11 protein-coding genes and 1 pseudogene are annotated in these 14,395 nt (G+C 70.8%); 5 read left to right on the top strand and 7 right to left on the bottom strand.

What is annotated here, in order from left to right; translation table 11 throughout:
• The first annotated feature begins 101 nt into the window (after nt 1–101).
• The 3 genes and pseudogenes from QQX04_RS10995 to QQX04_RS10985 all read left to right on the top strand — a co-directional run bounded on the left by QQX04_RS10995 (nt 102) and on the right by QQX04_RS10985 (nt 1,608).
• Nucleotides 102–674, top strand: coding sequence for a DUF2510 domain-containing protein (locus QQX04_RS10995; RefSeq protein ID WP_301129128.1), 573 nt, complete (start codon nt 102–104; stop codon nt 672–674).
• Nucleotides 613–783 (top strand): annotated as a pseudogene (locus QQX04_RS10990) (DUF2510 domain-containing protein); the annotation flags it as partial. The gene QQX04_RS10995 and the pseudogene QQX04_RS10990, both read left to right, overlap by 62 nt.
• A gap of 66 nt (nt 784–849) precedes the next feature.
• Complete coding sequence (locus QQX04_RS10985) at nt 850–1,608, top strand: hypothetical protein (protein WP_301129309.1); 759 nt, start codon at nt 850–852, stop codon at nt 1,606–1,608.
• Nucleotides 1,609–1,670: 62 nt separating this feature from the next.
• Here the strand turns inward: QQX04_RS10985 and QQX04_RS10980 are convergent, their stop codons facing one another.
• Nucleotides 1,671–2,240: a hypothetical protein gene (locus tag QQX04_RS10980; RefSeq protein WP_301129126.1), complete on the bottom strand. Its 570-nt coding sequence runs from the start codon at nt 2,238–2,240 to the stop codon at nt 1,671–1,673.
• A gap of 142 nt (nt 2,241–2,382) precedes the next feature.
• On the opposite strand from QQX04_RS10980, the gene QQX04_RS10975 reads away from it, so the two are divergent.
• Nucleotides 2,383–3,282: an aminotransferase class IV gene (locus QQX04_RS10975; protein WP_301129125.1), complete on the top strand. Its 900-nt coding sequence runs from the start codon at nt 2,383–2,385 to the stop codon at nt 3,280–3,282.
• Between the two features lie 22 nt (nt 3,283–3,304).
• On the opposite strand, the gene QQX04_RS10970 is transcribed toward QQX04_RS10975, so the two are convergent.
• From QQX04_RS10970 to ileS, 6 genes are all read right to left on the bottom strand, one after another.
• Complete coding sequence (locus QQX04_RS10970; protein WP_301129123.1) at nt 3,305–4,129, bottom strand: sulfurtransferase; 825 nt, start codon at nt 4,127–4,129, stop codon at nt 3,305–3,307.
• A gap of 63 nt (nt 4,130–4,192) precedes the next feature.
• Nucleotides 4,193–4,819: a response regulator gene (locus QQX04_RS10965; RefSeq protein WP_301129121.1), complete on the bottom strand. Its 627-nt coding sequence runs from the start codon at nt 4,817–4,819 to the stop codon at nt 4,193–4,195.
• Nucleotides 4,816–6,063 carry a sensor histidine kinase gene (locus tag QQX04_RS10960; protein WP_301129119.1) on the bottom strand — a complete coding sequence of 416 codons (1,248 nt, stop codon included), beginning with the start codon at nt 6,061–6,063 and terminating at the stop codon, nt 4,816–4,818. The genes QQX04_RS10965 and QQX04_RS10960 overlap by 4 nt, the downstream gene beginning before the upstream one ends.
• 9 nt (nt 6,064–6,072) lie before the next feature.
• Nucleotides 6,073–7,662, bottom strand: coding sequence for an MFS transporter (locus QQX04_RS10955; protein WP_301129118.1), 1,590 nt, complete (start codon nt 7,660–7,662; stop codon nt 6,073–6,075).
• A gap of 143 nt (nt 7,663–7,805) precedes the next feature.
• Nucleotides 7,806–8,708, bottom strand: a complete 903-nt coding sequence (locus QQX04_RS10950; protein WP_301129116.1) for a pyridoxal-phosphate dependent enzyme — start codon at nt 8,706–8,708, stop codon at nt 7,806–7,808.
• Between the two features lie 7 nt (nt 8,709–8,715).
• A complete protein-coding gene (gene ileS, locus QQX04_RS10945; protein ID WP_301129114.1) occupies nt 8,716–11,883 on the bottom strand; it encodes an isoleucine--tRNA ligase in 3,168 nt (1,055 codons plus the stop codon).
• Nucleotides 11,884–12,419: 536 nt separating this feature from the next.
• On the opposite strand from ileS, the gene QQX04_RS10940 reads away from it, so the two are divergent.
• Nucleotides 12,420–14,159, top strand: a complete 1,740-nt coding sequence (locus tag QQX04_RS10940) for an MFS transporter (RefSeq protein ID WP_301129112.1) — start codon at nt 12,420–12,422, stop codon at nt 14,157–14,159.
• The last annotated feature ends 236 nt before the right edge of the window (nt 14,160–14,395 follow it).

The following is a 14,395-nucleotide window of genomic DNA, read 5'->3' as shown; positions in this document are numbered from 1 at the left end:
CCCTGACACCTGCGCGAGACACGGCGCCGGGTGCCTCTTGGCGAAGCCTCAGCGACGCTAGTCTGGGCCCGCCGCCGGGGGTGCGGTGCGAAGGGGGAACCATGACCGAGACGAGCCCGCCCGCCGACTGGTATCCGGATCCGTCCGCACCGCAGCAGCTCAGGTACTGGGATGGGACGGCGTGGACGACGCACGTCGCACCCGTCCCGAGCGCTTCCCCTGGAGTGCCCCAGCAGGGCGGCGCCGTGGTCACGTCGACGCGCAAGGGCCTTCACCCGGCCGTCATCGCCTTGATCGTCGTGGCGGCGCTCGTGGGCATCCTCAGCCTCCTGGCCGCGATCGCCATCCCGGCGTTCCTCACCCAACGGGAGCGGGCCTCGGATGCGGCCGTCCGCGCCGACGCGATGGGCCTCGCGACTGAGATCAGCGGATACCTGATCAACTCCCCCGACTCGACCGGACTCGACATCGTTCAGGTCGAGGGCCGCTATCTCCTCAAGGACGGCGAGCACTCCTACACGCTCGCGTCCGCCTCCGAGGGCGTGACGCTCGGAGACTTCACGATGGACAGCACGACGCACTGGTGCCTGTGGCTTGAGACCGAGGACGGGCATGCCGTCGCCTACGACTCCGACACGGGGCTCGCGGATGGCCGCTGCGCGGCAAGGGGATGAGGAGACGTTGAGCACACCTCAGGCGGGGTGGTACCCGGATCCGTCCGCACCGCACCAGCTCAGGTACTGGGACGGGACGGCTTGGACGCCATCGGTCGGCCCGATGCCCGCACCCGCGTCACCAACTCCGGAGAGTGACTCTCCGACCCGCCAAGGACTCTCATGGCAGGCGATCGTGGGCATCGTCGTCGCCGCGGTCCTGCTGGTCGTGGCCAGCGGCATCGCGCTGTCGTATGCGCTCGTCACGAACCTCAGAGGCCTCGAATCCGATACGTCCGCCCACGTGGATGCAGCCATGCTGGGAACCCTTGTATCGAGCTATCTCTCCGAGAACCCCGATTCGACCGCCGTCGACGTGGTGCAGCGCGGCGACCGCTATGTCCTTGAGGACGCCGAGACCGCATTCGACCTGGGAGAGGCCTCCGAAGGCGTCGTGCTCGGGGACTTCAGCCGCGATGGTGAGCAGTGGTGCCTCTGGGTTCAGGCGGACAACGGCACCGCGGTCGAGTTCCGGCCGACGTCGGGGCCCGTCGAGGGCCGCTGCCTCCTGTCCGAAGCTACGCCCGAACCCACCTTGGACGCGGACTCAGCGGACCTGCGTGCCGCGGCCGAGTCCGATGTGCTTGCACTCGCGGACGTGATCGAGCGGTGGTTCGCAGGCATCTCGAGCGACTACAAACAGCGCGAAATCTGGGGACCCCCGGTCGTGTGGCAGGAGGACGACACCTACCTGATCAACCCGGCATTCGCTCATCTCTACCCGAACCCTGAGTTCAGCGAGACGATCGAACTGCCCGCCTCGGAGGGAGTGCAGTTCCTGGACGAATCGGGATTTGGGCCACAGGGCTGGTGCGTCGCGGTGGTCACCGATGGCGGCTACGAGCTCCGTTACAGCGCGTCGGACGGCCTCGCCGAAGGGCGATGCCTCTCCTGAGGACGTGACGAGCAGTCTGGGGATGTTACCGGCGCCGTCGCCGCATGCACGGGGTTCACGCCCTAGGGGAGGACGTCGGTGAAGATGCTCCCAAGGAAATTGAACAGGAACCAGCCCGCGATGATGAGGCCGACGATGCGGCCGATGCTGATGCCCTTGCGCTGAGACGTCTGCGGACGCTTCACGGGCTGGGGCGTCGGCGCTCCGATCGGCGTCGATCCGGCTGCGGGCGCCGATGCCTGCGCGGGCGCAGCGCGCGGCGCGGAAGGATCCATGGATCCAGGCAGGCGCCCGTGCATGAGGTCGTTCGCCCACGCCTCAGCGGTGGCCTTCGCCTGGGCTTGAGCGGCAGCCTTCGAGCCGGGCGGTGCGGGGATGCCGGAGCCCGACGAGGGTGCCGGCGCAGCCTGCGCGGGGCCCACCGACGGCGCGGGCATCGAGGTCGACGTGGCGATGCTCGGAGACGCAGACATACGCACCGCACGCTCCACCGAGGGCGAGGCCACGCCCGCGGACTCGGCGAGAAGCTGCGGGGACACCGTCGCGGGATCGAAGTCGCCTCCGACCCACTGCTCGCCGTCCCAGTAGCGCGCACGCCCCTTGACGATGCGCCAACCGGCCGCTGCCCCCATGGTCCGCCTCCTTGTGCCACTCCCATCCTTCCACGGCCGCACGAGCGCGCCCAGACGTGGGAGGAGGAACGCGCGCCGAGAACCCGGGCGTTCGCTCACAGAGCCTGGCCCCGCTAGCGTGGCAGGAACCGAAGGGAGCACCATGAGCACGCTTGTCCTCTGCGAGTCCCCCGCGCTCGGCATGCCCGCCGTCGAACCTCGGGTGATCGACCCCGCCACGCCTCTCGCCTCCGCCACCGACCTGGGTCTCACCCGCGGCGACGGCATCTTCGAGTCGGTGGGCGTCCATCACGGCCGGATGCACGACCTTGAACCTCACCTGGAGCGGCTCGCCCAGTCGGCGCGGCTGATGGACATGCCCGCACCCGACCTCGACTCGTGGCGCAAGGCGGTCGAGCTCGCCGTCGCCGAGCTGCTCGCCTCGCTCAGCCACATCCCCGTGACTGTGCTGTGCAAGCTGGTCTACACGCGCGGGCTTGAGGCCGCGTCGTCGACCCCTCCCGGCGCGCCGCTGGGGTTCGCGCTCGCCTACGAGTTCCCGGACCCGACCGGGCCGCGGATGGCTGGCACGTCCGCGGTGACGCTCACCCGGGGGTACCCCCTCGGTATCGGCCAGGAGGCACCGTGGCTGACGGTGGGCGCCAAGACCCTGTCCTATTCGGTGAACATGGCGGCGCTGCGTCACGCCGCGAAGAAGGGCGCAGAGGAGGTCGTCTTCACGACCTCCGACGGCTACGTGCTCGAGGCACCGCGTTCAACTGTGCTGATCCGCAACGGCGACACCGTGACGACCCCCGCCATCGAGGGAGGCCTCCTGCACGGCACCGCCCAGCGGTCAGCCTTCGATGCATTCGAGGCGCTCGGCCTGAAGTGCGAGTACCGCGACATCACGGTCGAGGAGTTGGCGGAGGCTGAGGCCGTGTGGCTCACCGACTCCGCCTTCCTGCTGCGCCCGCTCCACACTCTCGACGGACGTCACCTCGCGGTCGACTCCCATCTGACCGCATCAGCGATCGGACGGATGCTGGCGGACGCGCAGTAGCCGCCGCGCGGCGGCGTCGAGGTCAGGGGTTCGGGCCCACCGCGACCGGACGGTCCTGATTCGACCATGCCGACCAGGAACCCGGGTAGAGCGCCACATCGGTGATGCCTGCGATCTCCATCGCGGCGATCTGGTGCGCGGCGGTCACGCCGGACCCGCAGTAGACCGCGGTCGTCCCTGACTCCGCGCCGATCGCGGCGAAGCGGGTCGCGAGCGCGTCGGCGTCGAGGAACCGCCCGTCAGGCTGGGCGTTCTCAGTGGTGGGCGCGTTGACCGCTCCGGGGATGTGACCGGCCTTGGGATCCATCGGCTCGGTCTCGCCGCGGTACCTCTCGCCTGCGCGGGCGTCGAGGAGGAGGCCGTCGTAGTCGCCGGCCTCGTCGGCCTCGATGACGCCCATCACTCCCCAGCCGAGCGAGATCGAGCCGGGCTCCGGGGTCGTCGCGCCGGCCTCCACGGTCTGACCTGCGGCGACCCAGGCGGCGTAGCCCCCGTCCAGGATCCGCACGTCCACGTCGGCGTGTCGAAGCAGCCACCATGCACGGGCCGCCCCGAACGACGGTCCGCCATCCATGACGACGACGCGGTCGCCGTCGTCCAGGCCCCATGCGCGCGCGGACTCCTCAAGGCTCTCGCGCGTGGGCATGGGGTGGCGGCCCTCGGACGGCTCGCCGTGGGTGGCGAGCTCGGTCTCCATGTCGACATAGACGGCGCCGGGAACATGCCCCTCCGCGAACTCGTCGCGACCGTCGGGCTGCGTGAGCGCCCACCGCGCGTCGAGCACCTTGGGCGGGTTCTCCCCCGCCAGCTCCGCTGCGAGCTCCTCCACTGTCACCAGCACGTTCATGGATGTCCCCTTCCGTGTGATCCGCTGGCGAGACTATCGCGGGCCGCGGACGGGCAGCGCCCGCTACGGCAGCTCGATCAGCCCCTTCGCGAGCGCCGCCGCGACAGCGGACGTGCGGTCGCGAGCACCGAGCTTCTCGAAGGTGCGCGCGAGGTAGGTCTTGACCGTGGCCTCGCCGATTCCCATGCGCCTCGCGATCTGACCGTTCGTAAGGCCCTGCGCGGCGCCGGTCAAGACCGTCGCCTCGCGTGCGGAGAGGACTGGCGGCGCGTCGCCCCGCAACGTCGCTGCCATCGCGATAGCGGCGCGCGGATCGAGGACCGAGCGCCTCGCAGCGGTGTCTCTGATCGCCTCGGCCAGCCCGGCTGGCTCGATGTCCTTGAGGACGTACCCCTGGGCTCCCGCCTCGATCGCCGCGATGATGTCGGCGTCGGCGTCGTACGTGGTGAGGACCAGGACTCTGGTGCGCCCGTGCTCCGCGACGATGCGTCTGGTCGCCTCCACCCCGCCCATGCCGGCCATGCGGAGGTCGAGGACCGCGACGTCGGGATCGTGCGCGGCGACCAGCGCGATCGCGGCCTCCCCGTCGGACGCCTCACCCACGATCCGGAGATCGTCGAAGCGTGCCAGCACGGCCTTGACTCCCTCACGGACCATCGCGTGGTCGTCGGCGAGCACCACTGAGATCACCGCGCCTCCTTCAGATCGATCGACGCGGTGACCGTGGTGCCGCTCCCGGGCTGGGAGACGACCAGGAATGCGCCGCCCAGGTCCTCGACCCTCGACGCCATGTCTGGCAGGCCTCGGCCCCGCCCCGGAGCGGGACGAGGCGCCGTCGCATCGAAGCCGACGCCGTCGTCCGTCACCGTCAGCCTCACCGCGCCGTCGGACTGTCTGATGCTGACCTCCACGCGGGACGGGCAGGCGTGATGCTCGGCGTTCGCGAGCGCCTGCTGGCACACCCGGAGCAGAGCGGTCGAGGTGGCGGGAGGCAGCGGCGGCATGTCCGCGTCGAGCGCGGCGACGCCCTCGACTCCGGTGCGGTCCGCGAAGGACTCGACGGCGCGGGCGACCGCCTCGTGGAGGCTCGCGCCGTCGAGCAGGCCCGGCTGCACGGCGGCGACCACCCGGCGTGACTCGTCGAGGCTGTCGCGGGCGAGGAGCCCGATGCGATCCAGGTGGGCGTCTGCGGCGCGCGGGTCGTCCTGGATCGCTTCCCGTGCGGCCCTGCTGAGCGCGAGGATCGACACGAGTCCCTGTGTCACGGTGTCGTGGAGCTCGCGTGCCACCCGCTCGCGTTCGGTGGCGACGCCTTGGTCGCGTGAGAGCCTGGCGATCTCCTGCTGCTGGCTGTCGAGCCGCGCGGCGAGCTGGGCGTTGCGGTAGGCCGCGATGCCGATCGCCTCGACGGGCCAGCCGAAGGCGGCGGAGAAGGCGATGCTGCCGAGCGCTCCGAGCACGATCAGGCGGGTGTCGCCGCCGAACACCGCATCGGTGGCGATCGCTGCCCCGGCGACCGCTCCATGGAGCAGGACCGTCGAGGCGAGCGCGCTCCTGTACGTCTGCGCGATGTAGAGGGTGGGCACCACGTAGAACAGGGCGATCAGCGACTCGGAGTCAGCGATCGTGGCGACTGCCATGGAGGCCGTGGCGATGGCGGCGTGGGCCCAACCGCGCCACGGCTCCCGCGTCATGTCGGAGACCGTGAACCACCACGAGGTGAGGAGACGGAACGAGATGAGGGGGATCCAGAGCGCGACGATGGCGACGGGTGCCCGCCACGCCTCGTCGTGCTCGGTGAGCGCGATGACCGCTGAGACGAGGAGGGCGGTCACCAGGAAGAACACGGCCCACTGCATCCGGAGGCGACGACGTGCGTGGTGGGCGCTCTCGACCGACCACTCCTGGGCAGGCTGTTCCTGCAGGGTCCTCACGTGCTCACCCTAGGACGAACTGCGCACGGATCGAGGGGACTCGAGCGGATCACCGTCCACGGGCGCGTGAAGTCGGCCCGGTTGTCGACGCGGGTATGCGAACGCGAGGAGAAGCAGGACGGACATCGTTGCGGCCATGGCGAGGAGCACTCCCGCGGTGGCGGTGGCGTACGAGTCCCTGACGGTCTCGAGGATCTGCAGCCGCACCTCCGGAGGCACGCCCGGGGCGAGCCCCTCGACGTCGGCGGTCATCCCCGTCACCGCCGACGCGATGCTGTCGATCTGGTCGTCGCCGGCCCCGAGCGGCGTGAGCGCCGTGGTGAGCTCGGAGGTGAGGATCCGGGTGCTGAGTGAGGTGAGCGCCGCCATGCCGATCGCGCCACCGAGGTTCTTCATCGTCTGGGAGAGCGCGGTGACCTCACCATAGGTCGCGCCTCGCGCATGGTTGACCATGGCGGTCGCCGACGGCGAGAACATGAACCCGACGGCAGCCCCTGAGAGGAGCAGCATCATCGGGCTGATTCCTCCCTGCACGCCTGCGCCGTGCGCCGACCAGACGAACCCCGCCGACCCGAGCGCGCCCGAGAGGGCGAGGACGGGCCGCAGCCCTCGCCGTTCGAACAGTCGCGCGCCCAGTTGCGCAGCGAGCAGGAATCCCAGGAAGAACTCGCCGAGCAGCTCGCTCGTGGACAGCAGGTCGCGTCCGAGCGCGAGCTGCCCGTAGACCGACAGGAAGAGCATGAGCGGGATGAACACCGCGGCGCCCAGGAGGCTCGCGACCGCCGCGAGCGAGAAGGCGCGCGACCGAAAGAGCGCGAGCGACACGAGCGGCCTCGCGACGACGCGTTCGACCGCGACGAAGCCCGCCGCCGCGGCGACGCCGACCCCCACGCACACGAGGATCCTGGTGGACGTCCAGCCCCAGTCGCCGCCCCGTTGGAGGGCGAGCACCACGCATCCCATCGCGAGCGCGGCGAGTACCGCCCCTGCGGCGTCGAACGGTTCGCGCCGTGTCCGCCCTCTGGGCGCGAGCGTCGCGACGATCACCGCGGAAGCGACAGCGAGCGGCACGTTGATGAGGAAGATCGCGCGCCAGGACCACTCGATGAGAAACGAGCCCAGCACAGGCCCCAGGGCTGTCATCGCACCGGTGAAGCCGAAGAACAGTGCCATGGACGATGCGCGACGCTCGGTGCTGCTCGTCGCGACCACGAGGCCCACGGCCGCGGCGAACATGACGGCGGCGCCGATCCCCTGGACGGCACGCGCGGCGATCATAAAGGCTGCGGCCGACGCGCCGGACGGCGTCAACGCGCACGCGATCGATGCGCCGCCGAACACGGCGACTCCGACGAGCATCGTGGGTCGGTAGCCCCTGAGGTCGGCAAGCCTTCCTGCGGCGGGGAACGCGGCGGCGGTGGCCAGCAGGTAGGCGTTGACCATCCAGGTGAGCGCGTCCGAGTCGACGCTGAGGCTGTCCTGGATGGTGGGCGCGGCCAAGGAGACGATCGTCTGGTCGATCGTGGTCATCGATACCGCGACGATGAGCCCGACGAGCAGCAGCCGCGGCCTCGAGGCGGCGTGGGTGGGGGAAGACATGGGCCCGACCTCCGTCTGCGGCGGGGCGTTGCCCGCCTACGTGAATCCGATGATTCGACGCTAGGAGGACGGCGCTTCGTGCGGCAGTCGGCCGATGGGCGCATGCACGTCCGCCATCTGGCGGACACGCGGATCGGCTGGGTTCAGCCGAACACTCCTGTGGACAGGTACCTGTCTCCCCTGTCGGGGGCGACGAACAGCACCACGGAGCCGGGGTTCTCGGAGGCGAGCTCGAGAGCGACGGCGGCCGCACCACCCGCGCTGAGGCCCAGCAACAGGCCTTCCTGCCGGGCGAGCTCTCGCGCGGTCTCGATGGCGCGCTCGCCCGAGACCTCGCGCACCCCGGCGAGATACGTGTCGTCGAAGATCGCGGGCAGGTACTCCTGCGGCCAGGCACGGATGCCTGGGATCGAGGCGCCTGGCGCGGGCTGGACTCCGTAGACCTTCACGTGCGGCGCGAGCGCCGCCATGCCACGCGAGACTCCGGTGACGGTGCCCGTCGTCCCCATGGTGCAGACCACGTGCGTCACGCGCCCGTGCGTCTGCTCCCAGATCTCGCGCGCCGTCGCGTCGACGTGCGAGGCAGGATTCGCGGGGTTGGAGAACTGGTCGAGGCGCACCGCGCCGCGTTCGCGCTCGATCTGCTCGGCGACGTCACGCGCATGCTCCATGCCTTGCTCGCGCGGGGTCTCCACGACCTCGGCACCGTAGGCGCGCATCGTGTCGAGCCGTTCACGCGAGGAGCCCTCGGGGATCACGAGCACGAAGCGGTAGCCGAGCACCGCGGCGGCGGCCGCGAGCGCGATGCCGGTGTTGCCGCTGGTCGCCTCGACGATCAGGTCGCCGGGCACGATCCGTCCATCGCGCTCCGCGGCAGCGATCATCGAGAATGCAGGCCTGTCCTTCACCGAGCCGGCGGGGTTGTTGCCCTCCAGCTTGGCGAGCACCGTCGTCCCTTCGGGCGCGAGGCGCTGCAGACGGACGACGGGGGTGTCCCCGACGATCTCGGAGAGGGTCGGGAAGGCGACCCCAGCGTCGTCCGTCATGCGCGTGTCAGGCCTTCGCGACTGCGATGGCCTGCTCGCCCTCGGTCACGGACACCGACGTGGCGAGCACCTCGCCCGCGATCAGGTCGCGGTGGGTCTCGACGGCCGCGGCCCGCTCGGCGGGCACCGTGAGGGTGAGCGCGATGCGGTCGCCGACGTTGAGGCCGGCGGCCTTGCGCTCGTCCTGGATCGCGCGGATGAGGTCGCGGGCGTAGCCCTCGGCCTCGAGCTCGGGCGTGAGTTCTGTGTCGAGCGCGACGAAGCCGCCGCCCGGCAGCACCGAGGCGACGAGCGCGTCGTCCCCCTCGCCGCCGATCACGGTGACGAGCTCGTACTCGCCCTCGACGAGCGCGATGCCGCCCGAGACGACCTGGCCGGACGCGTCTGACCAGTCGCCGGTCTTGGAGCCCTTGATCGCGGCCTGCACGTCCTTGCCGATGCGCGGGCCGGCCGCGCGGGCGTTGACGGTGAGGCGCCGCTCCACGGGGTTCGCCTCGGTGAACGCGGCCTCGGTCACGAGCGTCACGGCCTTGACGTTGAGCTCGGACGCGATCAGCGCGGCGTACGGCTCGAGCGCCGTCGGGTCGGCGACGGCGACCTCGAGCGCGGGCAGCGGCTGACGGACGCGGATCTGCTCCTTCTTGCGCAGCGCGTGCGCGGAGGAGACGACCTCGCGGACCTGGTCCATGACGTGGCCGAGCGTGTCGTCGTGCCACGCGGCGGGAGCCACCGGGTAGTCGGTGAGGTGCACCGAGCGCTCGCCGGTCAGTCCGCGCCACACCTCCTCCGTGGTGAGCGGAAGCAGCGGCGCCGCGAGGCGGGAGACCGTCTCGAGGACCGTGTAGAGGGTGTCGAAGGCGTCGGCGTCCTCCTCCCAGAAGCGGTCGCGCTGGGTGCGGACGTACCAGTTGGTGAGCAGATCCATGTACTGCGCGAGCGCGTCGGAGGCGCCCGGCACGTCGAACAGATCCATCTGCTCGGTGACGCCGTCGACGAGCTCGGCCGTCTTGGCGAGCATGTACCGGTCCATGACGGGCAGCGAGGCGACCCGGTCGTCGGCCACGGCCTTGCCGAGCACGCCTGCCCCGCCGTTCGCGGCGCCCGCGTACAGCGTGAAGAAGTAGTACGTGGACCACAGCGGCAGCATCACCTGGCGGACGCCCTCGCGGATGCCCTGCTCGGTGACGATCAGGTTGCCGCCGCGCAGGATGGGCGAGCCCATGAGGAACCAGCGCATCGCGTCGGAGCCGTCGCGGTGGAAGACCTCGTTCACGTCCGGGTAGTTGCGGCGCGACTTGGACATCTTGGTGCCGTCGTCACCCAGCACGATGCCGTGCGAGATGCAGGTGGTGAACGCGGGCCGGTCGAACAGGGCCGACGCGAGCGTGTGCATCACGTAGAACCAGCCGCGGGTCTGCCCGATGTACTCGACGATGAAGTCGGCCGGGTTGTGGCTGTCGAACCACTCGCGGTTCTCGAACGGGTAGTGCACCTGCGCGAAGGGCATGGAGCCGGAGTCGAACCACACGTCGAGCACGTCGGGGATGCGGCGCATGGTCGCCTTGCCCGTCGGGTCGTCCGGGTTGGGGCGCGTGAGGTCGTCGATGTACGGGCGGTGCAGGTTCGGCTCGCCGTTCTCGTCGAGCGGCAGGCGCCCGAAGTCGGCCTCGAGCTCCTCGAGCGAGCCGTACACGTCCATGCGCGGGTGCTCGGGGTCGTCGGACACCCACACGGGGATGGGCGTGCCGAAGTAGCGGTTGCGGCTGACGGACCAGTCGCGCGCACCCTCGAGCCACTTGCCGAACTGGCCGTGCTTGATGTGCTCGGGCACCCAGGTGATGTCCTCGTTGAGGCCCACCATGCGGTCGCGGAACTCGGTCACACGGATGAACCATGAGCTCACGGGCTTGTAGATCAGGGGGTTGCGGCAGCGCCAGCAGTGCGGGTAGCTGTGGTCGTAGGTCTCGTGACGGACGACGACGCCCGCCTCCTTGAGGTCGGCGATGATCTGCTTGTTCGCCTCGAAGACCTGAACACCCTGGTACTCGGGGACGAGCGCGGTGAAGCGGCCCTTCGCGTCCACCGTCTCGACCGGGTGCACACCCTTGGCGCCCAGCAGCGCGAGGTCGTCCTCACCGTAAGGGGCCAGGTGCACCAGGCCGGTGCCGTCCTCGGTGGAGACGAAGTCCGCGACCCAGGCGCGGTGCGCGTTGTCGTTGCCCACGAAGTGCGGGAACGGCGGCGTGTACTGGAGGCCGTCGAACTCGGCACCCTTGACCGTCGCGAGGGTCTCGTAGTCCTCGCCGAGCTCACGGGCGTAGGCGCCCACGCGAGACGCGGCGAAGACGAGCTTGCGGCCGGCGAAAGCGCCCTCGACGGGACGCACCACGACGTAATCGATGTCGGCGCCGACGGCGGCAGCCAGGTTGCTGGGGAGCGTCCACGGCGTCGTGGTCCAGACGACGAGCTCGGCGCCGGCAAGGTCGCCGGGGCCGTCGACCAGGGGGAACGTCACCGTCAGCGCCGGGTCCTGGCGCATCGCGTACACGTCGTCGTCCATGCGCAGCTCGTGGTTGGACAGCGGCGTCTCGTCGCGCCAGCAGTACGGCAGCACGCGGAAGCCCTCGTAGGCGAGGCCCTTGTCGTACAGCGACTTGAACGCCCAGATGACGGACTCCATGAACGTCACGTCGAGCGTCTTGTAGTCGTTCTCGAAGTCGACCCAGCGGGCCTGGCGGGTGACGTACTCCTCCCACTCCTTCGTGTACTTCAGCACGGAGGTCTTGCACGCGTCGTTGAACGCCGCGATGCCCATCTCCTCGATCTGCGACTTGTCGGTGATGCCCAGGATGCGCTCGGCCTCGAGCTCCGCAGGCAGGCCGTGGGTGTCCCAGCCGAAGCGGCGCTCGACCTTCTTGCCCCGCATCGTCTCGAAGCGCGGCACCACGTCCTTCACGTAGCCCGTGAGCAGGTGGCCGTAGTGCGGCAGGCCGTTCGCGAAGGGCGGGCCGTCGTAGAAGACGAACTCCTCCGCGTCCGCACGATTGTCGATCGACGCCTGGAAGGTGCCGTCCTCCTTCCAGTACGCGAGCACGTCCTCCTCGATGGAGGGGAAGCTCGGCGAGGCCGGGACCTCGGCGTCGGGACGGTGAAGCGGATAGCGGGCGTCGGCCATGTGAGGGGCTTTCCTTCGCGTGAGGCGCCTCGCGCGAGGCGCCGATGGTGGTGCGTCGACTCGGGGCCCTGCCGGGCTCCTGCGAGGACGCTCACGGCCGGCTCTCACCGGCCCGCTCGCGCGGTACCACCTCGCTTGCCGCTCTCCCCTGCCCTGCAGGCGGATCGCGGCCGCTCATGCCCCGCTTCCACGGGACGGACGCTGTGACGGGCTGCCCGTGCGGTTCTACCGCCCGACGCTGAGGCCGGGTTTCTTCCGCAAGCTCGCCGGTGATGGCCGGGTCGACGCTGGTGCGTCCAGTGTAACGGGTGCCCCGAGCCGCACTGCGCCGCAGCGAAGCCCCAGGTCAGGGCCTGTGACACCCGTCACCGATGCTCGACACGGGCGGCGTGGGAACAATACGCTGGAAGCACCGGTTCACCATGACCGAGGATCCCTGAGATCCAGCCGGGCGGCGCTGCCCTTCACACGCCGCCCCGCCGGACGCGGATGCGGCGTTCTGCCCCAGCCCCGCGACCCTTGAAGAGGAAATCCCCGTGTCCTCGCACACCCGCACCCTCGAGCTTCCTGCGCTCGATCACGTCCTCGACCGTGAGGAGCCGCCGCACGCCCACACGGACGCGCACGAGCCGGAGCCCACGACCGCGGCGATCCCTGTCGCGGGCGGCACCGAGGCGTTCGTCATGGACGAGCCCGAGCCCGGGCTGCGCTCCACCGCATCCCTCACGCTGTCCCCGCGCCGGGCGAAGATCGCGCTGACGGTCCTCGCAGCGGGCGCCTTCGCGACCGGTGCGAACGAGGCGTCGATCGTGGCGCTGAGCCCCGCGATCGCATCCGGCCTGGGCGTCTCCGTGGCTCAGGTGGGCATCCTCGCGACGGCGTTCGCGCTCACCGTGGTGGTCGCGGCCGTGCCTCTGACCCTGCTGAGCTCTCGTTTCTCGCCCCGCGCGACCCTGACGGCCACGCTCGCGGTGTGGACCGTGGGGGTCGGAATCGCCGCGTCCGCCGGCTCCTTCGGTCAGCTCGCGGGAGGTCGCGTCGTCTCCGCGGCCGCGCATGCGCTGTTCTGGGCGCTCGTGGCGCCTACCGCCGCGAACCTGTTCGCACCGCATCTGCGCGCCATGACCGTGACGCGGATCATGGTCGGAGGCGCAGCGGCGGGCGTCATCGGCACGCCGCTGATCACCGTGGCCGGGGAGCAGATCGGCTGGCAGGCGCCCTACTGGGGGTTCACGGCGATCGGAGTCCTCCTTGCGGTGGCGCTCGCGCTCACCCTGCCGTCACCGCCGCGCGGCGAGGACCTCGAGGACGAGGACGCGCCCGTGCAGCACACCCGCGGCGACGTTCCCTCGCTTCCCCACTTCATCCGCGTCCTGACCGCGACATTCACCGCGCAGGTCGCGATGACGGCCACCTGGACCTACATCGCGTCGTTCTACGCGGACGTCGCTGGCATGCCGACGCCGAGCATCCCTGTGCTGTTCGCGCTGGGAGGCATCGTGGGTGTCGCCGCCACCTTGGCCATCGGACCGTTCCTCGCGCGCCGCGCGGTGCAGAGCGTCGGACTCGGGATCCTCGGGATCGCCGGCGCCTGGGTGCTGCTCGCCACCGGCACCTCCTGGGGCGCCGTCGCGGGGCAGATCTTCCAGGCAGCCGGCTGGGCGGTGCTCGTCGCCGCCCTGCTCAACTGGGCCATGCGGCATACGCCGTGGCGCACCGACGTGGGCGCCAGCACCTACATGATGACCGCGAACTCGGGCGCAGCCGTCGGACCGTTGCTCGGCGGCGCCGCCCTCGCGACGCTCGGCCTCGCGTTTCTCCCCCTCGTATCGCTTGCGCTCACTATCGTCGCCGGGATCATCGTCGGCACCGTGGACCCCAAGGTGCGCCGCCGTCTCGCGGTCTCGCGCCAGGTCCGCGTGGCCCTGCAGCGGCGCGAGGACCTTCGCTCCCGCCGCGAGGAGTGGCGCCGCCGGACCCGCCCCGACGGCCCCCGACCGATCGCGGCGGCCTGGTCCGTGGGCCAGGCGGCGGCCCGCCATGCAGGCACGGGAGCCCGCTCCCTGACACGCGGAGCGGTCGCGGCGAGCCGGTCCACGGCGCGCGGCGTCGAGACCGGTGCGCGCAGCGTCGGACGCGGTGCGAAGGCCGTCAGCAGGGGCACCTCGGACGGGATGGCTCGCGCCACCCGATACGCCGCCGACACGGCCCGCGCAGCCGCCGATATGCACGTCGCGCAGCTGCAGGCGCTCGACCCCTATCGCGAGGACGGCTGACGCACGCTCAGCCTCGGGCACGGTGACGCGGTTCCCCCTGGAAGACCCCTGAAAAGAGCCCCACGGCCGACGCACGGGCAGCGGGTGTGCAGTGCGTCACCGGAGGTCCCCATCCCGTCGACATCCGGGGGCCAGGAACCGTACACTCAAGTGCGTCGTTCTCCGGGTTCCGGACCCCCGCAATCCGGCTCTGAGACGACGCCCACACTCCCCCCTCTTCCGCCCCCTCGCCGGGG

This window comes from Demequina zhanjiangensis, assembly GCF_030418315.1.
GTDB lineage: Bacteria > Actinomycetota > Actinomycetes > Actinomycetales > Demequinaceae > Demequina > Demequina zhanjiangensis.
Note: the sequence above shows the minus strand (reverse complement) of the source record. Positions and strands in the feature narration are given on the sequence as shown.